Here is a 24,899-nt window from a genome sequence, read left to right on the forward strand (position 1 = left end):
TCAACGATCAGACGTGTCCCCGCGGGCTTGGTTCAGCGAAACGCTGGTGACTGGTTCACAAAAAAGCCCGGAGCACGCGCAGGTGTCCGGGCTTCTCTCAGTACTGCATGGCTTCAGTCGACCCAGACCCGCGCGTTGCGGAACATGCGCATCCAGCCACCGTCTTCCTGCCACTCATCTGGGCGCCAGGAGTTGGTCACGGCACGGAAGACACGCTCCGGGTGCGGCATCATGATGGTCACGCGACCGTCGCGCGTGGTCAAACCTGTGATACCGCGCGGGGAGCCGCCAGGGTTGGCCGGATAACGCTCGGTGACCTTGCCATGGTTGTCCACGTAGCGCAGAGCAACGGTGCCGGATAGATCCGCCTCGAGCAGTGCTTCCTCGCTTTCGAACTCCGCATGCCCTTCCCCGTGCGCAATCGCGATCGGCAGACGCGAACCGGCCATGCCCTGAAGGAAGATCGACGGCGAATCCTGCACCTGGACCATGGCCACGCGCGCCTCGAACTGCTCGGAACGGTTGCGCACGAAGTGCGGCCAGGACTCGCTACCAGGCACCAGCTCGCGCAGATTGGAAAGCATCTGGCAACCGTTACAGATACCCAGGCCGAAGCTGTCGCTGCGCTCGAAGAAAGTGCTGAATTCCTCGCGCGCACGGCTGTTGAACAGGATCGACTTGGCCCAGCCTTCACCGGCGCCGAGCACGTCGCCATAGGAAAAACCGCCGCAGGCAACCAGGCCTTTGAAGCGTTCCAGGCTGATGCGTCCCGAGAGAATGTCACTCATGTGCACGTCCACAGCGGCGAAGCCGGCGCGGTCGAAAGCGGCCGCCATCTCGGTCTGGCCGTTAACGCCTTGCTCACGCAGGATCGCCACCTGCGGTCGCACGCCGCGCTTGATGTAGGGCGCGGCGATGTCCTGGTTGACGTCAAAGCTGAGCTTGACGTTGAGGCCGGGGTTGTCCTCTTCCAGCAGCGCATCGAATTCCTGATCGGCACACTCGACGTTGTCGCGCAGGCGCTGGATGCGATAGCTGGTCTCGCTCCACTGCTGTTGCAGTAGTCGGCGATCTCCACTGAACACTTCGCTGCCGGCAAGCCGGATCGAGATGTAGCCATTGTTGGCTAGCTGGCCGATCACCGCCACGCAATCGCCGAGGCCGGCGGCGCTGAACTGTGCCAAGACGATTTCGGTATCGTCCTGGCGCACCTGGATCACCGCGCCCAGCTCTTCGTTGAACAGCACTGCGGGGATTTCGTCCGCATCGTCCAGCAGAGCGTCCAGGTTCAGGTTCAGCCCGCAATGACCGGCAAAGGCCATTTCCAGCGCAGTGGTCAGCAGACCGCCGTCGGAACGGTCGTGATAGGCCTGCAGCAGGCCATCGGCATTCAACCCCTGGATCACCGCGAAGAACGCCTGCAGATCCTCAGCATCGTCGACGTCCGGCGCCTGGCGGCCGAGCTTGCCGTACACCTGGGCCAGGATCGAGCCGCCCATGCGGTGCTGGCCACGGCCCAGGTCGATCAGGATCAGGTCGGTGGCGCCCTTGTCCAGCCGAAGCTGCGGCGTCAGAGTCTTGCGTACATCGATCACCGGCGCGAAGCCGGAGACGACCAGCGACATGGGCGAGGTGACGCTCTTCTCGGCGCCGCCCTCACCCCAGCGGGTTTTCATCGACATCGAGTCCTTGCCCACCGGAATGGTCAGGCCCAGCTGCGGGCAGAGCTCCATGCCGACGGCTTTGACCGTGTCGTACAGCCGCGCGTCTTCACCCGGATGACCGGCGGCGGCCATCCAGTTGGCGGACAGCTTGATGTCGGACAGCTTCTCAATGCGCGCAGCGGCAAGGTTGGTCAGCGTCTCGCCGATGGCCATCCGTCCGGATGCTGGGGCGTCCAGCAGCGCCAGCGGCGTGCGCTCGCCCATGGCCATGGCTTCGCCAGTGTTGACGTCGTAGCTGGTGGTGGTCACGGCGCAGTCAGCCACCGGCACCTGCCAGGGGCCGACCATCTGATCGCGCGCCACCATGCCGGTGATGCTGCGGTCGCCGATGGTGATCAGGAAGCTCTTGCTGGCTACCGCCGGATGGCGCAGCACCCGGCCAACGGCGTCATCCAGATAGACCGAGGCCGCGCTGAAATCATCACCCAGTTCGGCTTCGCGGTTGGCGCTGCGGTGCATGCGCGGCGTCTTGCCGAGCAGCACGTTGAGCGGCATGTCCACCGGCTTGTTGCCGAAATGGCTGTCGGCCACGGTCAGGTGCGGCTCTTCGGTAGCCTCGCCGACCACCGCGAATGGGCAGCGCTCGCGCTCGCAGATGGCCTTGAAACGCTCGAAATCAACGGCGTCCACCGAGAGCACGTAGCGCTCCTGGGATTCGTTGCACCAGATCTCGTGCGGCGCCATGCCCGGTTCGTCGTTGGGAATGTTGCGCAGATCGAAGCGGCCGCCACGGCCGGCATCGTTGACCAGCTCGGGGAAGGCATTGGACAGACCGCCCGCGCCGACGTCGTGGATGAACTTGATCGGGTTCTGTTCGCCCAGCTGCCAGCAGCGGTCGATCACTTCCTGGCAACGGCGCTCCATTTCCGGGTTGTCGCGCTGCACCGAGGCAAAATCCAGATCCGCCGAGCTGGCGCCGGTGGCCATGGAAGAGGCCGCACCGCCGCCGAGGCCAATCAGCATCGCCGGGCCGCCGAGCACGATCAGCTTGCCGCCGACCGAAATCTCGCCCTTCTGCACGTGATCTTCACGGATGTTGCCCAGGCCGCCGGCGAGCATGATCGGCTTGTGATAGCCGCGCACTTCTTCGCCGCGAGGGGTTTCGATGCTTTGCTCGAAGGTACGGAAATAGCCAGCCAGCGCCGGACGGCCGAATTCGTTGTTGAACGCGGCGCCGCCCAGCGGGCCTTCGATCATGATATCCAGCGGCGTGACGATGCGCTCGGGCTTGCCGTAGGGCTTTTCCCAGGGCTGCTCGAAATCGGGAATGTTCAGATTGGACACGGTGAAGCCGGTCAACCCAGCCTTGGGCTTGGAGCCGCGACCGGTGGCGCCTTCGTCACGAATCTCGCCGCCCGAACCGGTGGCTGCGCCGGGGAAGGGTGCGATGGCGGTCGGGTGGTTGTGGGTTTCCACCTTCATCAGGATATGCACCGGCTGGCGGTGCGCGGCATATTCGCCGGTCGCGGCATCCGGGTAGAAACGCCCGGCCTCGTGGCCGACGATCACCGAGGCATTGTCCTTGTAGGCCGACAGCACGCCCTCGGAATGCATCTGGTAGGTGTTCTTGATCATGCCGAACAGGGACTTGTCCTGGCTCTCGCCGTCGATGTCCCAGCTGGCGTTGAAGATTTTGTGCCGGCAATGCTCGGAGTTGGCCTGGGCGAACATCATCAGCTCGATGTCGTGGGGGTTGCGCCCCAGCCCTTCGAAGCTGGTCACCAGATAGTCGATTTCGTCATCGGCCAGGGCCAGGCCCAGCTCGACGTTGGCCTGCTCCAGCGCGGCTCGGCCACCGCCCAGCACATCCACCGCGGTGAGCGGCTTGGGCTGTGCGTGGCTGAACAAATTGGCGGCGTCTTCGAAGCGCTCGAGCACCAGCTGGGTCATGCGGTCATGCAGCGCAGCGGTGATCAGCTGTGCCTCGGCATCGCCAAGCTCGCCTTGTACGTAGAAAGCGATACCGCGTTCCAGGCGCTGGATTTTGCCGAGACCGCAGTTGTGGGCGATATCGCTGGCCTTGCTCGACCAGGACGAAATGGTGCCGAAACGCGGCACCACCAGGAACAGCCGGCCAGCCGGCTCCTGCACAGGGACGCTCGGGCCATACTTGAGCAGCCGGGCGAGCACTTGCTCCTCGTCCGCACCAAGCGTGCCGGATACTTCAGCGAAATGAGCGAACTCGGCATACAGCCCGCTTACAGCGGGGACCTTCGCGGTCAGTTGTGCCAGGAGCTTGCCGTGACGGAAGGCGGAAAGAGCGGGAGCGCCGCGCAGGATCAACATCGTCGGAACAGCCTCGGAGAGGGAGCAGTCGGGCCGCGTATTCTAGCCTATGACGATGGGCAAGGGGCAGTTCTCAGGGTACGCCGTAGGGTGGGCCGGGCGGCGCTCCGCTTCAGCCCACCAAAGTCCAAAAGATCCAATGGGTGGGCTGAAGCCCACCCTACCCTCGCTGCTCTTTAATGCAGTATCTGGCTTAAGAACAGTTTCGTCCGCTCATTGACTGGGTTGGTAAAGAACACCTCTGGATCGGCTTGCTCAACGATCTCGCCTTTGTCCATGAAGATCACCCGGTCGGCCACGGTGCGGGCGAAGCCCATTTCGTGGGTCACGCAGAGCATGGTCATGCCGCTCTCGGCGAGGCCGACCATGGTATCCAGCACCTCCTTGACCATTTCCGGATCCAGCGCCGAAGTGGGTTCGTCGAACAGCATGATCTTGGGCTTCATACACAGGGCACGAGCGATGGCCACGCGTTGTTGCTGGCCGCCGGAAAGCTGCCCGGGAAATTTGTCAGCCTGTTCCGGAATGCGCACGCGCTCCAGGTAATGCATGGCGATCTCTTCCGCCTGGCGTCGCGGCAGCTTGCGCACCCACATGGGCGCCAGCGTGCAGTTCTGCAGCACCGTCAGGTGCGGGAACAGATTGAAATGCTGGAAAACCATGCCCACTTCGCTGCGAATCGCCTCGATCTGCTTGAGGTCGTTGGTCAGCTCCACGCCGTTGATCACGATGCGGCCCTTTTGGTGCTCTTCGAGCCTATTGAGGCAGCGAATAGTGGTCGATTTGCCCGAGCCGGAGGGCCCGCACAGCACGATTCGCTCGCCCTGGGTGACGCTCAGGTCGATGTCCTTGAGTACATGGAACTGGCCGAACCATTTGTTCACGTCCTGCATCTGGATGACCGGTTCGCCGGAGCGCTCAGGCTGCCCGGCTTGCAGTGATGTATCGCTCATGGTGTCTCCCCTAAGTCCGGTGGCTGGTGTCGAGCTTGCGCTCCAGGTGCATGGAATAGCGCGACATGCCGAAACAGAAAATCCAGTAAACCAGCGCGGCAAAGACGTAACCCTCGGTGGACATGCCGAGCCAGGCAGGATCCGAAGTTGCGCGTTTGATGCTGTTGAGGAAGTCGAACAGGCCGATGATGATCACCAGGCTGGTGTCCTTGAACAGCGCAATGAAGGTGTTGACGATGCCGGGAATGACCATCTTCAGCGCCTGCGGCAGGATCACCAGGACCATGCTGCGCCAGTAGCCCAGACCCATCGCCGCCGCCGCTTCGTATTGGCCCTTGGGTATCGCCTGCAGACCGCCGCGTACCACTTCTGCGATGTAGGCGGCCTCGAAGAAGATCACCATCACCATGGCCCGCATCAGCTTGTCGAGGTTCATCTCCTCGGGCAGGAACAGCGGCAGCATGACCGATGACATGAACAGCACGGTGATCAGCGGCACGCCGCGCCAGAATTCGATGAAGGTGACACACAGCACACGGATCGCCGGCATGTCCGAACGCCGCCCCAGCGCCAATAGGATGCCCATCGGCAAAGCGCCAGCAATGCCCACCGCGGCGATCACGATGGTCAGCATCAACCCGCCCCAGCGCGACGTCGGAACCGTTTCCAGACCGAAGAAGCCGCCGTGCAGCAGCCAGTAGGCCAGCAACGGATAGAGCAACAGATAGCCGATGCCGTAATGCACCTTGCGCGGCATCTGCCGGAGGAACAGAGGCGCCGCACCGAGAATCGCCAGCCAGGCGGCGGTATCCACCCGCCAGCGCAGCTCCGTCGGGTAGAAGCCGTACATGAACTGACTGAAACGCGTTTGGATGAACACCCAGCACGCGCCCTCCCGGCTGCAGTCGGCGCGCGTCTCGCCGGTCCAGTCAGCCTTGATGATGGCCCAGTCGATGATCGGCGGGACGATCACCCAGATCAGATACAAGCCGACCAGCGTCATCAACGTATTGATCCAGCTGGAAAATAGATTGGCCCGTAGCCAACCGACCACGCCGATGTTGCGCGAAGGTGCCGGCAGGTCAGGCTTGAAAATATGAGTCGTCATGAGCCTGCCCTCACCGTTCGATCAGCGCGATGCGCTTGTTGTACCAGTTCATCAGCAGCGAAATGCTGATGCTGATAGCCAAGTAAACGCTCATGGTGATTGCCATGGTTTCGATCGCCTGACCGGTCTGGTTGAGCACCGTGCCAGCGAACAGCGAGACCATGTCGGGGTAGCCGATGGCGGCCGCCAGCGAGGAGTTCTTCGCCAGATTGAGGTACTGGCTGGTCAACGGCGGGATGATCACGCGCAAGGCCTGCGGCACGATGACCAGCCGCAGCACCCGACTAGGTCGCAGCCCCAGCGAAGCGGCCGCTTCGGTCTGGCCATGGCTCACCGATTGAATGCCGGCGCGCACGGTTTCGCCGATGAAAGCTGCCGTGTAGATCGACAGTGCCAGCACGATGGACACAAGTTCGGGAATCACCACCCAGCCGCCACGAATGTTGAAGCGTTGCAGTTCCGGAATCTCCCAGAGGAACGGCCCGCCAAACACCAGTGCACACAGCCCTGGAATCCCGAGGAACAATCCGAGACTGGTCCAGAACACTGGAAATGACTGCCCCGTGGCATGACGCCGGGCCCGCTCCCAGCGGTTGAGCAGGACGATGGCCGCCAATGCTAGGAACATCGCGATCCAGAACGGCCAGAAACCTTCCCCCGCGCTCGGCGAAGGCATCTGTATGCCCCGGTTGTTGACGAAGATGATGTCCCACAGGGACAGGCTGTCGCGCGGCCCGGGCAAAGGGGCCAGCACAGCGAAATAGACGAAGAATATCTGCAGCAGCGGCGGAATGTTGCGGAAGATCTCGATATAAACAGTGGCGATCTGGCGGATCAGCCAGTTCGGCGACAATCGGCCTATTCCGAGAATGAAGCCGATGATAGTCGCCAGAATGATGCCGACTACGCTCACCAGCAGCGTATTGAGCAGACCGACCCAAAAGACCCGGCCGTATGAGTCGCTTTCGCTGTAGTCGATCAGGTGCTGAGGGATGCCGAAGCCGGCGGCGTTGTCGAGAAATCCGAAACCGGAATTGATGCCCCGGTGGGCAAGATTGGTCTGGGTGTTGTGAAACAGAAACCAGCCGATCGCGATGACAGTAATAACGGCGATGACCTGGAACAGCCAGGCACGCGCCTGTGGATCCGTGAGCAGCGAGCCGCGCGCCGCCCCCGATTTGGCAATGGTTCGCATCAAGAAACCTCATTCGGCGGCGCCGGTACGAGCGCACCGGTATCGCTCATCCTTGAAACAAGGCCGACTATGCGCCGGCCCGGCTCGATCAACGCACCGGCGGTGCGTATTGGAGGCCCCCATTGTTCCAGAGCGCATTCAGCCCGCGTTCGATCTTCAGCTCACTACCGGAGCCGATGTTGCGCTCGAACACTTCGCCGTAGTTGCCGACTTGCTTGACGATCTGCACTGCCCAGTCCTTCGGCAACTTCAGATCCTTGCCATATTCGCCTTCAGCACCGAGCAGACGCGCAACATCCGGGTTCTTGGTGTTTTTCGCGGTGTCCTCGACGTTCGCCGCCGTAACGCCAAGCTCTTCGGCATTGATCATGGCGAAGAGTGACCAGCGCACGATATCGAACCACTCCTCATCACCTTGGCGCACCGCAGGGCCGAGCGGCTCCTTGGAGATGACTTCCGGCAGCACGATGTAATCGTCCGGCTTGGCCAGCTTGATGCGCTGGGCATAGAGCTGGGATTGGTCGGAGGTGAGCACGTCGCAGCGTCCGGACTCCAGCGACTTGGCGCTCTCATCCGAGGTGTCGTAAGTGATGGGTGTGTAGTTGAGGCTGTTGGCGCGGAAATAGTCGGAGAGGTTCAGTTCGGTGGTGGTGCCAGCCTGGATGCACACAGTGGCGCCATCGAGTTCTTTGGCGCTGGACACGCCGAGCTCCTTGTTCACCAGAAAGCCCTGGCCATCGTAGTAGGTGACGCCGGTAAAATTCAGCCCCATCGCCGAGTCGCGCGAACTGGTCCAGGTGGTGTTGCGCGACAGCACGTCGACTTCACCCGATTGCAGTGCGGTGAAGCGCTCCTTGGCGGTCAGCGGGCTGAACTTCACCTTGCTCGCATCGCCAAATACCGCAGCCGCTACCGCGCGGCAGACATCCACATCGATTCCCTTGTACTCGCCCTTGGCGTCGGCATATGAAAAGCCCGGCAACCCGTCGCTGATACCGCACTGCACGAAGCCCTTGCTTTTCACGGCATCCAGGGTCGCCCCTGCCTGAGCCAAGCCGCTGGCGCCCAAAAGTGTCGCGGCACCAAGCACGGCCAGTGTGGATTTAACCCTTGTCATCGAAACCTCCAGTTTGCTTTTTTATTCTGCTGGGTCGGGGTCTTCCGCCTGCATCGCAATATGCCTGCCGACGTAACGGCCGAAGGACCTGACCTGAGTCTAGCCGCCGATTGATGATCGGCAACTCCTCCCGATGCGTTCGCCTGCAAGAACGCAGACGACACCAGCGCAGATGGCGCAAGGGCCAAAGCAAGCGGCATACCAGATCGAGCGAAAGCGCATTTCTCGCTATCTTGCCGCTTCATCGCACGGGCCGGTGCAGGTAACCTCGCCGCATATTGCCGCATTTACCTTTCGCGCCTGCCCCAACTTGAGGCGGGCGCCCAGACGGAGCCCAACATGAGCGACCCCTTGATCATCGAACCTGCCAACACCGCGGACTCATGCGTCATCTGGCTGCACGGCCTCGGTGCCGATCGCTACGATTTCCTACCGGTGGCCGAAGCGCTGCAGCAGCGCCTGCTGCAGACACGCTTCGTGCTGCCTCAAGCGCCTACCCAGGCGGTGACGATCAACGGCGGCTGGGCGATGCCAAGCTGGTACGACATCATCGCCATGAGCCCGGCTCGGGCCATTAACCAGGCCCAACTCGAGCAGTCGGCGCAGGCCGTGATAGCGCTGATCGAGGCGCAGCGCGACAGCGGGATCGACCCTAGGAGAATTTTCCTGGCAGGCTTTTCCCAGGGCGGCGCGGTGGCCTATCACACCGCCTTCCTGCGCGGGGCCGGGCCGCTCGGCGGGGTTATGGCGTTGTCGACCTACGCGCCTACCTTCAACGATGATCTGGAGCTGTCGCCATTACAGGCGAGCCTGCCGGTGCTCTGCCTGCACGGATCGAGAGATGACGTCGTGCCGCCCGCTATGGGACGAGCCGCTTATGAATGCCTGGTGCAAAACGAGGTTTCGGCCCAGTGGAAGGACTATCCAATGGCCCACGAAGTGGTGCTCGATGAGATCCGCGACATCGGCGATTGGCTCACTGCGCGCCTCGGTTGATCGGCAAGACAGGCGAGCGCGCAGCTGAAGAAAATGTGATGCCGCGCGCCTGTCCTGATCACAAAACAAGGCTACGCTTGGGGTTGGTAGAACAAACTCGATGCGCCTGCCATTGCAACGCACATCGCGGCCAGACGAAGCCGACCCTGCCGGTCATTACAAGGCCCTTGCGATAGCCATGACGAATAAGCCTTCCAGCCGGATATGGCAGCAATGAAGCTTGCCGAACGGCGGGCCGAGATGCGGCACCTCAAACAGGCGCGCCTTCTGGAGCATGTCGACGAACCCTGCCTGCGGCTGATGCAGGAGGCTTTCGAGCCGTGCACGCTCGCCGCCGGAGACGTTCTGCTCACGCCGCTGGAGCACAATCAATATCTTTACCTGGTTCTCAGTGGCGAACTCGCCGTTCACCTCGACTCGCTCGATAGCCCACCCGTACGCGCCATTGGACCTGGCGATTGCGCCGGCGAAATCAGCTTCATGGACAATCTGCCGCCATCGGCTTACGTCGTTGCGCTCGAGTCTTCGGAACTACTGCGGCTTCATCGCCGCTCGATGCCGCTGCTGACGCGGTCGCCCAGACTGATGCAAAACCTTGCCGAGCTGCTTTGCCAGCGTGTTCGCCTGAGCGATCGTTTGATCATCAACAGTGAGCAGAATGCCAACGTCGACACCCTGACCGGCTCTTTCAACCGCCGCTGGCTGGAACATATTTATAACCGCGAGAGCACCCGCTGCGCCTTCAACGGCCAACCGCTGTCGCTCCTGATGCTCGACGTCGACCGGTTCAAGGATTACAACGACCGACACGGACATCTGGCTGGCGACCATGCGCTTTGCCTTGTGGTCGACACGCTTGGGAAGTTGCTCCGTCCGAGCGACAGCCTGGTGCGCTACGGAGGCGAGGAGTTTGTGATCCTGCTTCCCGATATGGGACTGGACGATGCACGCAACGTTGGCGAACGCCTGCGCCAGAGCCTCGATGAAATCACTTCGTTCCGCTCGCCGATCGGCACGCTGCCGGGCGTCACGATTTCTATCGGCGTCGCGCCGATGCAACCCAATGACGATTTGAAAAGGCTGATCCAGATCGCCGACCAGGCGCTTTATCAGGCCAAGGCGCAAGGACGAAACTGCGTCTGCGGCTGACGAGCGGGCAACTGCGATGGCGGCTCAGAGCAAGTCTTCGCCGTATCTGCTTCTTGCATTACACTGGCGGGCGAACCTTATAGACAGAGACGGAAACCGTGCTCAAAGCACTCAAGAAAATTTTTGGCAAAGGTCCGGCAGAGCTACCAGCCGCCCAGCCTGCCAGCGACACCTCGACACCTATCGACACTCCTCGCCCTGCGCGCCCTGAAACAACCGAGCAGTCGGTCGACGCAGCAGCAGCGCCCAAGCCTCGCCGAGAGCGCTCACGCAAACCCGCAGCACCGCCCGCCCCCGCCTGGAAACTGGAAGACTTCCAGGTCGAACCGGCCGAAGGCAAAACGCGCTTTCATGACTTCAAACTCGCCCCGGAACTGATGCACGCCATTCACGACCTGGGTTTCCCGTATTGCACGCCGATCCAGGCACAGGTTCTGGGGTTCACACTCAAAGGCCGCGATGCAATCGGTCGCGCACAGACCGGCACCGGCAAAACTGCGGCCTTCCTGATTTCCACCATCACCCAGCTGTTGCAGACGCCGCCGCCCAGCGACCGTTACATGGGTGAGCCGCGGGCGCTGATCATTGCGCCGACCCGCGAACTGGTGGTGCAGATTGCCAACGACGCACTGAACCTGACCAAGTACACCGGCTTGAACGTGATGAGCTTTGTCGGCGGCATGGACTTCGACAAGCAACTCAAGGCGCTGGAGTCCCGCTACTGCGACATTCTGGTGGCTACACCGGGACGCCTGCTGGACTTCAACCAACGAGGCGAAGTGCATCTGGACATGGTCGAAGTGCTGGTACTCGACGAAGCCGACCGCATGCTCGACATGGGCTTCATCCCCCAGGTTCGCCAGATCATTCGCCAGACGCCACCCAAGAGCGAGCGCCAGACGCTACTGTTTTCCGCCACCTTTACCGACGACGTGATGAACCTCGCCAAGCAGTGGACCACCGATCCGGCGATCGTCGAGATCGAAGCGGTTAACGTTGCGAGTGATACGGTCGAGCAACACGTTTATGCCGTAGCGGGCAGTGACAAGTACAAGCTGCTCTACAACCTGATCACTCAGAACGACTGGACCCGCGTGATGGTGTTCGCCAACCGCAAGGACGAGGTACGCCGTATCGAGGAGCGCCTCACCCGTGACGGTATCAGCGCCGTGCAGATGTCCGGTGACGTGCCCCAACACAAGCGAATCCGCGCACTGGAAGGTTTCCGCGAGGGCAAGATTCGCGTCATGGTGGCAACCGACGTAGCCGGACGCGGCATCCATGTCGACGGCATCAGCCACGTGATCAACTTCACTCTGCCGGAAGTACCTGACGACTACGTGCATCGTATCGGACGCACCGGTCGAGCCGGCGCCAGCGGCACCTCGATCAGCTTTGCCGGCGAGGATGACGCCTTCGCCCTGCCGGCCATCGAAGCATTGCTGGGCCGCAGCATCAGCTGTGAAATGCCACCCGCAGAGCTCCTGGCGCCCGTTCCGGCCAAGCGCTGAGTACCTCAGAAAGCGAAAAGGCGAAGCCGCTGCGGCTTCGCCTTTTTTATGCCCGAATTGCCCTGTCACTGCAGTCGAACTGACGCAAATCACCCATCAAGTCCTATAAGCACCTACAGTAAAGGAAACCCTTCACAGCAGGAGCCAAGCATATGGTCGACATCGACACCATGCTGATACTAATCATCGCGAGCTTCATCCTGATGGGCGCCGGCTTCAACTTTCGCGAGCGGGGATGGGGTGTCGCGCTACTCGGGCTGGGCATCCTGTCGATGCTTTCCACCCTGTTCTACAAACTGCAGATCACCTTCGGCTGACGTTACTGCCGCCACCGCTCGGCGGCGGCCTGGTCGGTACAGCGCCCTTCGACCCAGCGCGGGCCGGACGGGGTGTCTTCCTTCTTCCAGAACGGCGCTCGAGTCTTCAGGTAATCCATGACGAAGCGGCAACCGTCGAATGCCGCTTCGCGGTGTGCGCTGGTTGCGCCGACGAAGACGATCGGCTCACCTGGTTCGAGTCGTCCAACCCGGTGCAGGATCTCCAGCTTGAGCAAGGGCCATCGCGCAGTCGCCTCCTCGATGATCTTCTGCAACGCCTTTTCCGTCATGCCCGGCGCGTGCTCGAGAAACATACCGGCGACATCATGCCCATCGTTGAAATCGCGAACATAGCCGACGAAGCTAGTTACCGCGCCGATACCGAGGTTCGCGGCGTGTAGCGCATTTAGCTCGGCGCCCGGATCGAACGGGTCATGCTGGACACGCACGCTCATATCAACCTCCGGTCACGGTGGGGAAAAATGCCACTTCGTCGCCTTCGGCCAGCGGCTCGTCGAGTCCGCACAGCTCCTGATTGCGCGCGCACATCAGCCCCCCCTCGCTCAGTACCGACCATTCGCCGCCGCGTGCCAGCAGCTGCTGTCTGAGGTCGTCCACCTGCCGAAGCGATGCATTCCACTCCAGCTGCTCGGCATCGAGCCCAAGGGCTTCGCGATAACGAGCGAAATATTGCACTTGAATCATGTCGGCACCTGCCAATGTCCGCTTTTCCCGCCCAGCTTCTCCAGCAGCCGCACGCCTTCCACGACCATGCCCTTATCGACGGCTTTGCACATGTCGTAGATGGTCAGCGCGGCAATGCTCACCGCGGTCAGCGCTTCCATTTCCACACCGGTCTGGCCGGCCAGTTTGCAGCGCGCCTGAATACGCACGCAGTCGTCCCCTTCGGGCTGCAGCTCGACCTTGATGCTGGTCAGCAGCAAGGGATGACAGAGTGGTATCAGTTCATGGGTTTTCTTTGCCGCCTGGATGCCGGCAATACGGGCTACCGCGAATACGTCGCCCTTTGGGTGCCCGCCCTGCTGAATCATCTGCAGGGTTTCGGGAAGCATGCGGACCTTTGCCTCCGCCACCGCCTCACGCGCCGTAACGGCCTTGGCGGTAACGTCGACCATGTTGGCCCGCCCCTGGGAATCGAGATGGGTGAGCATTGCTAACCTTTTTGTTATTGGGACAGGCCACCAGTCTAACCGATGGAGGCTGGAGGCTGGACGAAATGCCCGCTACCGTCCAGCTCTCCAGCGCTGCCATCGGTCTTTGTGCCTTGGTTACATATGGGCCTCTGCGTATTCGGCGAGCACCGAACGAGGCACGCCCTGCAAGGTAATGTGCATGCCGTGTGGGAAGTCCTTGAAGCGCTCCGTGAGATAGGTCAGACCTGAACTGGTGGCTGAGAGATAGGGCGTGTCGATCTGCGCCAGGTTCCCCAGGCACACAACTTTCGACCCGCTACCTGCCCGCGTGATGATGGTCTTCATCTGGTGCGGCGTGAGGTTCTGGCACTCGTCGATGAGGATCAGGCTCTGCTGGAAGCTGCGCCCACGAATGTAATTGAGCGATTTGAACTGCAGCGGCACCTTTTGCAGGATGTAGTCGACACTGCCGTGGGTGTTCTCGTCATCCATGTGCAGCGCTTCGAGGTTATCGGTGATCGCGCCGAGCCAGGGCTCCATTTTTTCCGCTTCGGTGCCAGGCAGGAAGCCAATGTCCTCGTCCAGCCCCTGTACGCTGCGCGTCGCGATGATCCGGCGGTAACGCTTGCTCGCCACGGTTTGCTCGATGGCGGCGGCCAGTGCCAGGATGGTCTTGCCGGAGCCCGCAGCGCCCGAGAGATTGACCAGGTGAATGTCGGGATCAAGCAAGGCAAACAATGCCAGCGCCTGATGGATATCCCGCGGACGAAGCCCCCAGGCCTCCTGATGTAGCAACGGCTCCTGATGCATGTCGAGCAAGAGCAGCTCGTCCGCCTTGATGCCCTTGATCCAGCCGACGAAGCCCTGCTCGTCGAGGATGAACTCATTGATGTGCACGGCCGGCAGGTTGTCGATTAGCTGTACACGGTGCCAGGTTCGTCCATGTCCCTGATGGGTATCGACCTTGCTGACGCGGTCCCAGAACGATCCGCTCAGGCTGTGATAACCGCGCGACAGCTGGCCCACGTCGTCCACTAGCTTGTCGGTGTGATAATCCTCCGCGGCCACGCCACATGCCCGCGCCTTCAAACGCATGTTGATATCGTTGGTGACCAGCACCACCGGAACACCCGTGTGACGCCGCTGCAGGTCCACGACCTGGTTGATGATCTTGTTGTCGTTGAGGTCTTCCGGCAGTGCGCTGGAGTCGGCGCCCTTGCTCATGAGAATCGACAGGCTGCCGCAGGGCCCGCTCTTCTCGCGCTGAATCGGCACGCCGAGTTCGACCTCCTCGGGCGTCGCGTCGCCAAGCACCTTGTCGATCAGACGGATCGCCTGGCGGCACTCTGCCGCCACGGTGTGCTTGCCGGTCTTGAGCTTGTCCAACTCTTCCAGAACCGTCATCGGAATGGCGACCTGGTGTTCCTGGAAATTCAATATCGCGTTGGGGTCGTGAATCAGAACGTTGGTATCGAGAACGTAAAGGGTGGGCTGAGTAGCGCGGGGTCTGCCGTAGTCATCCATACACGATCACCTTTTCGGAGCCGGACGACGGAGGGCCGAATGCTCTCCGCCGCAGAAAAACCACCGTGCGCAAGGTGAGCGGACTTGGGAGGCAGGGGCTTGGGGCCACCCAGAGGCCGCCACCTGTGAGTGCAGGTTTCGGCGGTCTTGATGTCGTAATACCGCAAAATTGATGACAGGAAAAAGTCTTTTTCCATTCGCCGACGTTTTTTTATCGAAACGACGAATTGCGCTTGGCGGGCTTCCAGACGCTGACTAGGCTCAATAATCAACCCGGACACTTTTGCCGCACCGGTTCACCTCCGCCGTCACGTGAACCAACTCCGAGAAGTCAGCCAGCTCGGCTTTGTAGCGATCAGCCGAATACGCTTGGTGGGTGACGAGCGTGACGACGCAGCTGTATTGCGCGCGGCCGACCCGCCACAGGTGCAGGTCTGCCACATCCGTATCGGGCACCGCCTCCAAACGCTTCTGCACGCGCTGCACCAGTGGATCATCCATTTCGCGATCCAGTAGCGCCTTGCCGGTGTCGCGCAACAGCCCTTTGGCCCAGACCAGAATGACCACCGCCCCGATGATGCCCATCAGCGGGTCCAGCCAGTTCCAGCCGAAATACTTGCCTCCCAACAGAGCGATAATCGCAGCGACTGACGTCAGCCCGTCGGTCAACACGTGAACGAAGGCCGCGTGGCGATTGAGATCCCGCCCTGGCGCCGCCTCATGGCCGTGGCCGTGGCCGTGGCCGTGGCCGTGGCCGTGGTGATCATGCTGCTCGCGCAACAACCAGGCCGACAGCAGGTTCACAGCCAGCCCGATGAACGCCACCCACAGCGCCTCGTCGAAACCGATCCGCGCCGGCGACCAGAAGCGCGACAGCGACTCGCCGATCATCATCAGCGCCACCACGACCAGTAGCACGGCACTCGCGAACCCCGCAAGGACCTCGATTTTCCAGGTCCCGAATGCGAAGCGCCGATCATTGGCGTAGCGGCGCGCCAGCAAGTAGGCGATCGCCGCCATGCCGATGGCCACCATGTGGGACGCCATATGCCAGCCATCGGCGAGCAGCGCCATGGAATTGAACAGGTAGCCAGCGGCGATCTCTACCGCCATGGTCAACCCAGTCAGCGCCACGACCGTCCATGTCTGTCGCTCGGCCCCTTGTTCGAGCGGACGATAGTCATGGGACGGTTTCCAGTGTGAATGATTGCAGTCGGTCATAAAGCGCTCCTGAATCCGGCATGCCGAGCTTGTCCCCTTCCCCCACGGCAAGGTCAAGCTTTTGGTTAATCGAGCCCATAGGTGGAGCCATGGCATCGATAAAGCCTAGAATCGGCCCCCTTCAAAGGAGACCGATGCATGCTGATGGTGATATCGCCGGCCAAGACCCTGGATTACGACTCCCCACCGACGACCCAACGTTTCACTCAACCCGAGCACCTCGACCACGCTCAGCAGTTGATCGAAGGGTTGCGCGAACTGTCGCCGCAACAAGTCGGCGAACTGATGCACCTTTCGGACAAGCTCGCCGCTCTGAACGTTGCCCGCTACGGCAGTTGGACGCCCGAATTCACACCGGCCAACGCCAAGCAAGCGCTTCTCGCGTTCAAGGGCGATGTTTACACAGGACTGAATGCGAGCGACTTTTCCGAACCGGATTTCGATTTCGCCCAGAAGCACCTGCGCATGCTGTCCGGGCTTTACGGGGTTCTGCGTCCGCTCGACTTGATGCAACCCTATCGATTGGAGATGGGCACCAAAATGGTCAACAGCCGAGGCAAGGATCTGTATGCCTTCTGGGGCGAGCGCATCAGCAACTGGCTAAACGACGCATTGGCGGCACAAGGAGATGACGTCCTGCTCAACCTAGCTTCAAATGAGTATTTCGGCGCGGTCAAACGCAAGGCCTTGAATGCCCGCATCATCGATGTCGATTTCAAGGACATGAAGAACGGCCAGTACAAGATCATCAGTTTCTACGCCAAGAAAGCGCGCGGCTTGATGAGCCGCTATGTGATCAAAGAGCGCATCGAGCGGCCCGAGCAACTGAAGAACTTCGCTTACGATGGCTATCGTTACAGTCCGTCTGACTCATCCAGCGACCATTTGGTGTTCCTGCGCGACGTTCAGTCCTGAACCCGCCCTCCCCTCGCGGCGGATGAGAGCCGCGGGGGTTCTTCCGCTCCCTCTCTCGCCTGCCATTCATCGCTGATCCCTACGCCGCCTGGCGTCCGTCGCCGTCTAGTTCGCGGTCTGGCGAGCTTTATTCGTCAATTCGAAAAAACTCCCCGATCAGCGGCAGCTACTCAGGGAACTATCCGAAGGCACCGGCAATCATAAGCGCGTACCGGCATTTCCAGATGGAAAGGGACGTCGCACATGAACGTGCAGTGGATTTCAAAACAGAGCTCAACGGATCAGCCAGAGTGGCCCTCTACGGTCGTTGCATATGATCCGCTGAGATCAGACCGAAGCAAGATAGGGACTCACCGCCATTTGCCTCACGCGCCACAATCAGCGGGGCGGAGCGCAGCCGAAAACAGCGCACTTCTGCCCGTATCGGATTGGAGGGCTTGCGGCCACCCATTTCGGAGCGGTGATCAACGCCGCAGCACCAATAGCGTCTGCGGTCCAGACAAAACCACATATTCCATGCTCGGACCACGCAGTGGCTCCGAAGGCAGTTTCATTGCTGGAAAAAAGAGCCTGGCGGCGAGCCGCAGCTGAAGGCCAACCAGAAGCGTAGGACGGGCACGAATCCGTGCAGCCAAATGGACAAGAAGAACTCCCCTTCTCAACGATTCAGGAGAAACAACATGATTCCGGTCATCCTTTCAGGCGGTAGCGGTTCCCGGCTCTGGCCTCTTTCGCGCAAAGCGTTCCCCAAGCAGTTTCTCGCCCTCACGGCTGAGCAGACGCTGTTCCAGCAAACCATCGAGCGGCTCGCTTTCGAAGGCATGCAGCCGCCTCTGCTGGTTTGCAACCAGGAGCACCGCTTCATCGTCAAGGAGCAACTGGCCGCACGCAAGCTGAGTATTCAGGGCCTTATGCTCGAGCCTTTCGGCCGAAATACCGCACCGGCAATCGCCATCGCGGCGATGAAGCTGATTGAAGAAGGCCGCGATGAACTCTTGCTGGTTCTCCCAGCGGATCATGTGATCGAAGACCACAAAGCATTCCAGCGCTCGCTGGCGCTTGCCACGAACGCGGCGGAAAACGGTGAGATGGTGCTGTTCGGCATCCCCGCGACTAGCCCAGAGACCGGTTATGGCTACATCAAGTGCGATCACAACGAGCGCAATGGCTTGCCGGAAGGCGTCAACCGCGTCACCAACTTCGTCGAGAAACCTGACGAAGCGCGTGCCCAGCAATATGTCGAGTCGGGTGATTACTATTGGAACAGCGGCATGTTCCTGTTCCGCGCCAGCGTATTCCTGGAAGAACTGAAAAAACATGACCCGGACATCTACGACACCTGCTGGGCCGCGCTGGAGCGCAGCGCCAAAAATGGTAATGAAGTCCTGATCGATCCGGAGACCTTCGCCTGCTGTCCAGACAACTCGATCGACTACGCAGTGATGGAAAAGACCGAACTGGCCTGCGTCGTGCCCATGTCGGCAGGCTGGAGCGATGTTGGCTCCTGGTCATCGCTGTGGGACGTGCTGGAAAAGGACGAGAACGGCAACGTGACCAGAGGCGACGTGATCGTCGAAGACAGTCGCAACTGCCTCGTTCACGGCAACGGCAAATTGGTAACCGTGGTCGGCCTGGACAATATCGTAGTGGTCGAAACCAAGGACGCGACGATGATCGCGCACAAGGATAAAGTCCAGGACGTCAAGAAGCTGGTGAACAAGCTCGATGACATGAAGCGCTCCGAAACGGTGAACCATTGCGCGGTGTATCGCCCTTGGGGCTGGTATGACTCGGTCGATATGGGCGGTCGCTTCCAGGTCAAGCGGATATGCGTCAACCCGGGCGCGCAGCTCTCCCTGCAAATGCACCATCACCGCGCTGAGCATTGGATCGTCGTATCCGGCACCGCCCAGGTGACCTGCAATGACAAGACCTTCCTGCTGACCGAGAACCAGTCGACCTATATCCCGGTAACCTCCATCCACCGACTGGCCAACCCCGGCAAAATTCCGCTGGAGATCATCGAAGTTCAGTCGGGCAGCTATCTCGGCGAAGACGACATCGAGCGACTGGACGACGTATACGGTCGCGCCCGTGACGATGTAGCAAGTCATTCGGCCCGCTGAATCACGCTGCACCAAAGCCGCGCCAGCGTCAGGCGCGGCCTTGTCGTATCTGAACGAAGTGCAGCTCCATTTGATGAATACTCAGTTCAGACGAAACATAGCGCTGTTACATAAGCAGGGAACACCATCGAATCATCGGGTGTTACGCTGACAATCTGTTAGCCCAGCGCCTTGCGATAACTTTCGCATACACTTGTTCATGCCCCATGCTTGCAAAGCAGCCGGCCAGCCCATTAAATAAAGCCATCGCCAGACTTATCTGCCCGGGCCGCTATCGGCATCGGTCAGTGCATCGGCGCCGAAACTATAGGAAGGAAAGATAAAGAGTGACCAAAGATGAATTACGCGCCGAACTTGAACGGCAGGCCAAGCGCTTCCAGACCGTATATGGGGGCGAAGTAACCACCTACGCCGCGCAGCCCGACCCCGAACGCAAGCCTTGGCGGAAAAAGCAGACAGTTTACGATCAGATGTTCCAGAAAGAATTGGAAAAAATAGAAAAAGAACTATCGCAAAAGGTAACCGAGACCGAATAAAGCTCTTCGGTGCTCGGCCCGATTGCTATTCAAAGCGACCCGAGCCGAACCACCCTTCTTTATTTCTTCCGGTCAGCGCTTCCCACCGAGCAGCGAGCCCATCAAACCCCTTGCCAATTGCCGCCCTAATTGCGACGCCGCTTGGCGCATGGCGCTCTTGAACATTCGCTCGGCAAGATCACCGAAAGCGTCACCTGCTTCATTCTTTGATGCCGGGGTGTTCTTCTGTGGCTCGATCTTGCTTGCCTGCCCTACCCGCTCGCGCAGGATTTCATAGGCGGACTCCCGATCGATTGCCTTCTCGTAGCGTGTGCGCAACGGTGAATCGGCAATCAGTGCACGTCTTTCCTCGTCGTCGAGCGGCCCCACTCTCGACTCTGGAGGAGCGATAGCCACGCGCTGGGCCATGGCCGGCGTGCCATTGTCTTCGAGCCCGCCCACCAGCGCCTCACCGATTCCGAGGTCGACCAGCGAGTCCAGCGCGGAAAACGCTGGGTTGGCTCGGAAACCATCGGCTACCGCACGCAAGGCCTTCTGTTCCTTGACCGTGTAGGCCCGCAACCCATGCTGGATACGCAGCCCCAGCTGCGCCAAAACATCATCTGGCAGATCCGCCGGAGACTGGGTAACGAAATAGACGCCCACACCTTTGGAGCGAATCAGCCGAACGACCTGAACCAGTCTGTCCTGCAGCGCCTTCGGGGTGTCATTGAACAGCAGGTGCGCCTCATCGAAGAACAGTGCCAGCAGCGGACGGTCCGCATCGCCGCGCTCGGGCAACTGTTCGAACAGCTCGGCCAGCAACCACAGCAGAAACGTCGCGTAGATCTTGGGTGCCTGATGCACCAACCGGCTGGCATCCAGTAGATGAATCCTGCCGCGCCCATCGTGCGCAGGCTGAAGGATATCTTCCAGCGCCAGCGCCGGCTCACCGAACAACGCTTCGGCGCCCTGCTGCTCCAGGCCCGCCAGCCGCCGCAGCAATGCCTGTGACGATGCATTGGTTAGCAGTGCCGCATCCTCACCCAACACCTCGGGTTGCGCCTTAAGGTGACCGAGCAGTGCCTTGAGGTCCTTCAGATCCAGAAGCAACAGGCCTTCCCGATCAGCCACTTTGAACGCTGCGTAGAGCGCGGCCTGCTGGCTATCTGTCAACTCGAGCAAGCTGCCCAGCAGCAGCGGGCCCATTTCGGTAAGCGTAGTGCGCAGCGGATGTCCGCTCAGGCCGTACACGTCCCAGAGCATCACGGGATAGGCCTGCGGTTGGTGGGCGAGCCAAGGCATGCTGGCGATGCGCTCGGCAATCTTTCCCTGGGGCGCTCCAGTCGCACCCAGCCCGCACAGATCGCCCTTGATATCCGCCGCAAACACCGAGATGCCCGCATTGCTGAATTGCTCGGCGAGTCGCTGCAGGGTCACCGTCTTGCCAGTCCCTGTCGCGCCAGCGACAAGCCCGTGACGATTGATCAGCCGAAGCGGATGCGTATTGGCCTCACCGGTGGCATCCACACCCAGCACGACGCGATCGTTATGTTTCATCTGACCGTCTCCAGAACGGATAACCGTGGATGACCGAGCAACGCCAGCCGGGCGCCTCACCCATCATTCAGTCGGCGGCGCCGCCGAGGCGGCGACCTCAGCAGCAATCCGCTGTTTCCACAACGCTTCGGCGCCAGGAAAGTCGGTTCCGAGTTCAGCGCCGAGATGCTCCGGATCGTAGCGCTGGGTACAACCACTCCCAATGATCGGCGGCGCGCTAGCACCGGCCTTTGCCAATGGATCGGTCATGCATCCTCCCGTACCGAAAACGGTGGTCAGTTGAATACCAGGGTCTTGTTGCCGTGAACCAGCACACGCTCTTGCAAGTGATAGCGCAAGCCACGCGATAGCACCATCTTTTCCACGTCTTTGCCCAGCCGCACCATGTCCTCGATGCTGTCGCGGTGACTGACACGCACCACGTCCTGCTCGATAATCGGCCCGGCATCCAGCTCTTCGGTTACGTAATGGCAGGTTGCGCCGATCAGTTTGACCCCTCGCTGCGCAGCCTGATGGTAGGGCTTGGCCCCTACGAACGAAGGTAGGAAGCTGTGGTGGATGTTGATCACGCGCTGCGCGAACTCTTCACACAGCTCGGCCGGAAGGATCTGCATGTAGCGGGCAAGCACTATCACATCGGCCTGATGTTCACGCACCAGACGCGACACCTCGGCAAACGCCTCTTCCTTGTGTCCTGGCTTGACCGGCACATGGAAGAACGGAATTCCATGCCACTCGACCATGCTACGCAGGTCGTCGTGATTGGAAATCACGCAGGGAATATCGCAATCCAGCTCACCGCTGTGCCATCTGTGCAGCAGATCGGCCAGACAATGCGACTCGCGACTGGCCATCAGCACCACGCGCTTGCGCTGTTCCGAGTCGGTAATGCGCCACTCCATGGAGAACTCACGCGCTATCGGCGCGAACGCCTGATGAAAACCTGCGAGATCGAACGGCAACGAATCAGCACGGATTTCATGACGCATGAAAAACCAGCCACTCTGATGATCGGAGTGATGATTGGCTTCGGTGATCCACCCATTGTAAGTGGCCAGGAAATTACTGACCTTGGCGACAATGCCAACGCCATCGGGGCAGGCAATAACCAGCCTGAACGTGCGCATGAAAGTTAACTCCGGCTATAAAAAGGTGGCGCATTCTAGCGCAGCGAAGAAAACCGTAACCACATGATCGCACCAGCGCGCACCCTTCCCCGGTGTTCGCCGCCGGGCCACCATTTTAGGTACACATGAACCCCAATAACCTGAGGGTTATCCTATACAGCGCCCGATACCGGTTTCGTAATATTGTGTCGCGGACAGCGACTCCGCCGATGCAGAGCGGGGCGCCTGGTAACCGGGACCTGACGTAGCGCTAACTTCAAGGAAGAATTATTTCGCCGAAGACTAACTGAACGGCTTTAACGGCCAATTTCAAAGAGAACCATAGTCAAACTTTATTCAACGCTATATTTACTTGAGCATTGCGGCTGTCTATGATTACCAACACTTGCGTTCAAACCTATACCAAGGAAGTCACATGTCGCTAATCAATGAATACCGCGCCACTGAAGAAGCCATCAAGGAACTGCAGGAACGCCTGAAATCTCTTTCTGCAGACGACAAGCTGAAAAAAGAGCTTGAATTCGAAGGCAAACTGCGTGAACTGATGGGCGAATATCAAAAATCGCTTCGCGACATCATTGCGCTGCTTGATCCGGATGCCCGAAACAGCAAGACACAACGTACCGCAAAGGCACCAGCCGCAACCAAGCGCGCCCGCCGTATCAAGCAATACAAGAATCCGCATAACGGCGAAGTGATTGAAACCAAAGGTGGTAATCACAAGACGCTGAAAGAGTGGAAAGCGCAGTGGGGCTCGGAAGAGGTTGAAGGTTGGGCCACTCTGCTCGGCTAATTATTCCGCTACAGCTGAAAGCCATCTGACGCCTCATGCCACGCATGCGGATCAAATGGCTTTTTTGTGTCCGCTCAAATCAGCGAAGGTACCGCTCACGCAAGCCCTGGGCATACGAAGCCCATTGCTGAAGTAGCTGCGCCTGCTGCGAGGTCGCGGTCGTCAACTGCGCTTGCAGAGTACTTTCGAATTGCTCCAGCGTATTGGGCGCCCCAAACTCGGGCGCGGTTAAGCGTTGCCGGCAGAACTCATCCCATTGCTGCTTCTCGGCCGCCGAAAGGCATTCAGGAAAGTTGCGTGCGCGGTAACGAAAATGCAGTTCCGGTAGACGCGCATCATCAAACGGCGGCACTTCGCTCGAAGTCTGAGTCGGCACCAGATTTCTGACCTGTTCGCACAGACGCCGATCACGCTCGCCCAGGAAAGCTTCATAAAGTTGTTGCTCAGGATCCGCTAAGTCAGCGAACCCCTGCTCTTGATAAATATCGGCGAGTTTCGTGCTCCATTCTGCCTTTCGGCCGCGCAGATCGCGCGCCCTGGTTTCGCAACAACGCAGATCCAGGCCCAGTCGATCGATATCGGAGGCGCGCAAGACATTCATGGGCACCAATACGGGGCAGCGGTTCACATGTACCAGTTTCAGCGGGGTTGGCAGCTTCTCGCCAAGATCTTCCCGCCGGGTATACAGCCGCTCGCGGAGATCATCGGAAGTTTCTTCCCACAAAGGTGAGCATTCGGAGTTGAGGTCGCAAACAATCAGTGCGTTGCGATTACGTGGATGCCAGGCCAGCGGCAGAACTATGGAGAGATAATGCCGAGCGGCAGAAAAGCGCCCCGAGATATGTACCATCGGTTTCAAAAGCTCGATCTGCTCGATGACTGCATTCTTGCGGCGCAACCTATATAGGTAGTCATAGAGCCGGGGCTGACGATCCCGTATCAAACGGGCCAGTGCGATGGTTGCTCGCACATCCGATAACGCGTCATGCGCCTGTAGATGTTCGAGGCCGTTGGCCGCACTTAGGCGCTCCAGCTTGAGCGTCACTCGTCCGTCCTCCTCCGGCCAGACCAGTCCTTGGGGGCGTAGTGCATAAGCGGTGCGAACCAGATCGATCAGATCCCAACGGCTGTTGCCGCTTTGCCATTCGCGTGCATACGGGTCGAAGAAGTTGCGGTACAGACTGTAGCGCAGCACTTCGTCATCGAAACGCAGCGTGTTGTAACCCGCACCACAGGTACCCGGCAGCGCCAGCTCCTGATGCAGGCGAGTAATGAACTCCGCCTCACATAAGCCTTTCTCGGCCAAGGTCGTGGGGGTGATGCCAGTTACCAGACACGCAGCCGGATGCGGCAGGATGTCGTCGCTGAGGCGGCAATAGATATTCAGCGGCTCGCCAATTTCCTCCAACGCCTCGTTGGTACGGATACCGGCAACCTGCAGCGGCCGGTCGCAACGCGGGGAAATACCGGTGGTTTCAAAGTCATACCAGAAGATGCTGGATGTCACGTGGGGCGTCCCTATCGGTGTTCGGGCGCCAGTCTAGCAGCGCACCATTTCCGGCGTGCTGACCGGGACCACGAACGATCAGCGCCACCCACCAAAGCCCG

At 60.2% G+C, this 24,899-nt stretch carries 22 protein-coding genes; 8 read left to right on the forward strand and 14 right to left on the reverse strand.

All coding sequences use genetic code 11. From position 1 onward, the window contains the following. Positions 1–113 precede the first annotated feature (113 nt). The 5 genes from purL to GYM54_RS08380 all read right to left on the reverse strand — a co-directional run bounded on the left by purL (position 114) and on the right by GYM54_RS08380 (position 8,383). Positions 114–4,010 carry a phosphoribosylformylglycinamidine synthase gene (purL, locus tag GYM54_RS08360; protein WP_197445572.1) on the reverse strand — a complete coding sequence of 1,299 codons (3,897 nt, stop codon included), beginning with the start codon at positions 4,008–4,010 and terminating at the stop codon, positions 114–116. 176 nt (positions 4,011–4,186) lie between these two features. Next, positions 4,187–4,963: an amino acid ABC transporter ATP-binding protein gene (locus GYM54_RS08365; protein WP_197445571.1), complete on the reverse strand. Its 777-nt coding sequence runs from the start codon at positions 4,961–4,963 to the stop codon at positions 4,187–4,189. A gap of 10 nt (positions 4,964–4,973) precedes the next feature. After that, positions 4,974–6,071: an amino acid ABC transporter permease gene (locus GYM54_RS08370; RefSeq protein WP_181100410.1), complete on the reverse strand. Its 1,098-nt coding sequence runs from the start codon at positions 6,069–6,071 to the stop codon at positions 4,974–4,976. Positions 6,072–6,081: 10 nt separating this feature from the next. Beyond that, a complete protein-coding gene (locus GYM54_RS08375; protein WP_181100408.1) occupies positions 6,082–7,266 on the reverse strand; it encodes an amino acid ABC transporter permease in 1,185 nt (394 codons plus the stop codon). An 88-nt stretch (positions 7,267–7,354) separates the two neighbouring features. Then, a complete protein-coding gene (locus tag GYM54_RS08380) occupies positions 7,355–8,383 on the reverse strand; it encodes an amino acid ABC transporter substrate-binding protein (protein ID WP_131650690.1) in 1,029 nt (342 codons plus the stop codon). 339 nt (positions 8,384–8,722) lie between these two features. Between GYM54_RS08380 and GYM54_RS08385 the strand changes: the two genes are divergently transcribed. The 4 genes from GYM54_RS08385 to GYM54_RS08400 all read left to right on the forward strand — a co-directional run bounded on the left by GYM54_RS08385 (position 8,723) and on the right by GYM54_RS08400 (position 12,356). Beyond that, on the forward strand, positions 8,723–9,379 hold the full coding sequence (locus tag GYM54_RS08385) for an alpha/beta hydrolase (RefSeq protein ID WP_181100406.1): 657 nt from the start codon (positions 8,723–8,725) through the stop codon (positions 9,377–9,379). A 213-nt stretch (positions 9,380–9,592) separates the two neighbouring features. After that, on the forward strand, positions 9,593–10,528 hold the full coding sequence (locus GYM54_RS08390; protein ID WP_181100404.1) for a GGDEF domain-containing protein: 936 nt from the start codon (positions 9,593–9,595) through the stop codon (positions 10,526–10,528). A gap of 98 nt (positions 10,529–10,626) precedes the next feature. Continuing rightward, positions 10,627–12,039: an ATP-dependent RNA helicase RhlB gene (gene rhlB / locus GYM54_RS08395; protein WP_181100402.1), complete on the forward strand. Its 1,413-nt coding sequence runs from the start codon at positions 10,627–10,629 to the stop codon at positions 12,037–12,039. Positions 12,040–12,191: 152 nt separating this feature from the next. After that, on the forward strand, positions 12,192–12,356 hold the full coding sequence (locus tag GYM54_RS08400; protein ID WP_165914247.1) for a hypothetical protein: 165 nt from the start codon (positions 12,192–12,194) through the stop codon (positions 12,354–12,356). Positions 12,357–12,358: 2 nt separating this feature from the next. On the opposite strand, the gene moaE is transcribed toward GYM54_RS08400, so the two are convergent. From moaE to dmeF, 5 genes are all read right to left on the reverse strand, one after another. Next, entirely contained in the window at positions 12,359–12,811 is a 453-nt protein-coding gene (moaE, locus tag GYM54_RS08405) for a molybdopterin synthase catalytic subunit MoaE (RefSeq protein ID WP_197445570.1), read from the reverse strand. 1 nt (position 12,812) lies between these two features. Then, on the reverse strand, positions 12,813–13,061 hold the full coding sequence (locus GYM54_RS08410) for a MoaD/ThiS family protein (RefSeq protein WP_181100398.1): 249 nt from the start codon (positions 13,059–13,061) through the stop codon (positions 12,813–12,815). Continuing rightward, the gene (gene moaC, locus GYM54_RS08415) at positions 13,058–13,528 is read right to left on the reverse strand and encodes a cyclic pyranopterin monophosphate synthase MoaC (protein ID WP_181100396.1); all 471 of its coding nucleotides are present in this window, start codon (positions 13,526–13,528) and stop codon (positions 13,058–13,060) included. The genes GYM54_RS08410 and moaC overlap by 4 nt, the downstream gene beginning before the upstream one ends. Positions 13,529–13,645: 117 nt before the next feature. Beyond that, complete coding sequence (locus GYM54_RS08420; RefSeq protein WP_131650699.1) at positions 13,646–15,034, reverse strand: PhoH family protein; 1,389 nt, start codon at positions 15,032–15,034, stop codon at positions 13,646–13,648. Positions 15,035–15,295: 261 nt separating this feature from the next. Next, positions 15,296–16,255: a CDF family Co(II)/Ni(II) efflux transporter DmeF gene (gene dmeF / locus GYM54_RS08425; protein WP_197445569.1), complete on the reverse strand. Its 960-nt coding sequence runs from the start codon at positions 16,253–16,255 to the stop codon at positions 15,296–15,298. A gap of 138 nt (positions 16,256–16,393) precedes the next feature. Here dmeF and yaaA point away from each other — a divergent pair, with 138 nt between their 5' ends. The 3 genes from yaaA (at position 16,394) to GYM54_RS08440 (ending at position 19,832) form a co-directional block, all read left to right on the forward strand. Beyond that, positions 16,394–17,170: a peroxide stress protein YaaA gene (yaaA, locus tag GYM54_RS08430; RefSeq protein ID WP_181100392.1), complete on the forward strand. Its 777-nt coding sequence runs from the start codon at positions 16,394–16,396 to the stop codon at positions 17,168–17,170. A gap of 680 nt (positions 17,171–17,850) precedes the next feature. Further along, complete coding sequence (locus tag GYM54_RS08435) at positions 17,851–19,296, forward strand: mannose-1-phosphate guanylyltransferase/mannose-6-phosphate isomerase (protein WP_131650702.1); 1,446 nt, start codon at positions 17,851–17,853, stop codon at positions 19,294–19,296. A gap of 326 nt (positions 19,297–19,622) precedes the next feature. Beyond that, positions 19,623–19,832, forward strand: a complete 210-nt coding sequence (locus tag GYM54_RS08440; RefSeq protein ID WP_197445568.1) for a hypothetical protein — start codon at positions 19,623–19,625, stop codon at positions 19,830–19,832. A gap of 72 nt (positions 19,833–19,904) precedes the next feature. Here the strand turns inward: GYM54_RS08440 and GYM54_RS08445 are convergent, their stop codons facing one another. From GYM54_RS08445 to purU, 3 genes are all read right to left on the reverse strand, one after another. Next, complete coding sequence (locus GYM54_RS08445; protein ID WP_197445567.1) at positions 19,905–21,371, reverse strand: helicase HerA-like domain-containing protein; 1,467 nt, start codon at positions 21,369–21,371, stop codon at positions 19,905–19,907. Positions 21,372–21,434: 63 nt separating this feature from the next. After that, the gene (locus tag GYM54_RS08450; protein WP_131650705.1) at positions 21,435–21,620 is read right to left on the reverse strand and encodes a hypothetical protein; all 186 of its coding nucleotides are present in this window, start codon (positions 21,618–21,620) and stop codon (positions 21,435–21,437) included. Between the two features lie 26 nt (positions 21,621–21,646). After that, on the reverse strand, positions 21,647–22,498 hold the full coding sequence (purU, locus tag GYM54_RS08455; protein ID WP_131650706.1) for a formyltetrahydrofolate deformylase: 852 nt from the start codon (positions 22,496–22,498) through the stop codon (positions 21,647–21,649). Between the two features lie 415 nt (positions 22,499–22,913). Between purU and mvaT the strand changes: the two genes are divergently transcribed. Further along, a complete protein-coding gene (gene mvaT, locus GYM54_RS08460) occupies positions 22,914–23,291 on the forward strand; it encodes a histone-like nucleoid-structuring protein MvaT (protein WP_131650707.1) in 378 nt (125 codons plus the stop codon). Positions 23,292–23,370: 79 nt separating this feature from the next. Here the strand turns inward: mvaT and sbcB are convergent, their stop codons facing one another. Continuing rightward, complete coding sequence (gene sbcB / locus GYM54_RS08465) at positions 23,371–24,798, reverse strand: exodeoxyribonuclease I (protein ID WP_181100388.1); 1,428 nt, start codon at positions 24,796–24,798, stop codon at positions 23,371–23,373. Positions 24,799–24,899 lie beyond the last annotated feature (101 nt).

Source organism: Pseudomonas sp. MTM4 (assembly GCF_019355055.1).
In the GTDB taxonomy this organism is placed as follows: domain Bacteria; phylum Pseudomonadota; class Gammaproteobacteria; order Pseudomonadales; family Pseudomonadaceae; genus Stutzerimonas.

Bases quoted from the DNA above. Each gene is read 5' to 3' on its own strand.
- purL (WP_197445572.1), bottom strand. From the start codon at position 4,010: ATGTTGATCCTGCGCGGCGCTCCCGCTCTTTCCGCCTTCCGTCACGGC.
- GYM54_RS08365 (WP_197445571.1), bottom strand. From the start codon at position 4,963: ATGAGCGATACATCACTGCAAGCCGGGCAGCCTGAGCGCTCCGGCGAA.
- GYM54_RS08370 (WP_181100410.1), bottom strand. From the start codon at position 6,071: ATGACGACTCATATTTTCAAGCCTGACCTGCCGGCACCTTCGCGCAAC.
- GYM54_RS08375 (WP_181100408.1), bottom strand. From the start codon at position 7,266: ATGCGAACCATTGCCAAATCGGGGGCGGCGCGCGGCTCGCTGCTCACG.
- GYM54_RS08380 (WP_131650690.1), bottom strand. From the start codon at position 8,383: ATGACAAGGGTTAAATCCACACTGGCCGTGCTTGGTGCCGCGACACTT.
- GYM54_RS08385 (WP_181100406.1), top strand. From the start codon at position 8,723: ATGAGCGACCCCTTGATCATCGAACCTGCCAACACCGCGGACTCATGC.
- GYM54_RS08390 (WP_181100404.1), top strand. From the start codon at position 9,593: ATGAAGCTTGCCGAACGGCGGGCCGAGATGCGGCACCTCAAACAGGCG.
- GYM54_RS08400 (WP_165914247.1), top strand. From the start codon at position 12,192: ATGGTCGACATCGACACCATGCTGATACTAATCATCGCGAGCTTCATC.
- moaE (WP_197445570.1), bottom strand. From the start codon at position 12,811: ATGAGCGTGCGTGTCCAGCATGACCCGTTCGATCCGGGCGCCGAGCTA.
- GYM54_RS08410 (WP_181100398.1), bottom strand. From the start codon at position 13,061: ATGATTCAAGTGCAATATTTCGCTCGTTATCGCGAAGCCCTTGGGCTC.
- moaC (WP_181100396.1), bottom strand. From the start codon at position 13,528: ATGCTCACCCATCTCGATTCCCAGGGGCGGGCCAACATGGTCGACGTT.
- GYM54_RS08420 (WP_131650699.1), bottom strand. From the start codon at position 15,034: ATGGATGACTACGGCAGACCCCGCGCTACTCAGCCCACCCTTTACGTT.
- dmeF (WP_197445569.1), bottom strand. From the start codon at position 16,255: ATGACCGACTGCAATCATTCACACTGGAAACCGTCCCATGACTATCGT.
- yaaA (WP_181100392.1), top strand. From the start codon at position 16,394: ATGCTGATGGTGATATCGCCGGCCAAGACCCTGGATTACGACTCCCCA.
- GYM54_RS08435 (WP_131650702.1), top strand. From the start codon at position 17,851: ATGATTCCGGTCATCCTTTCAGGCGGTAGCGGTTCCCGGCTCTGGCCT.
- GYM54_RS08445 (WP_197445567.1), bottom strand. From the start codon at position 21,371: ATGAAACATAACGATCGCGTCGTGCTGGGTGTGGATGCCACCGGTGAG.
- GYM54_RS08450 (WP_131650705.1), bottom strand. From the start codon at position 21,620: ATGACCGATCCATTGGCAAAGGCCGGTGCTAGCGCGCCGCCGATCATT.
- purU (WP_131650706.1), bottom strand. From the start codon at position 22,498: ATGCGCACGTTCAGGCTGGTTATTGCCTGCCCCGATGGCGTTGGCATT.
- mvaT (WP_131650707.1), top strand. From the start codon at position 22,914: ATGTCGCTAATCAATGAATACCGCGCCACTGAAGAAGCCATCAAGGAA.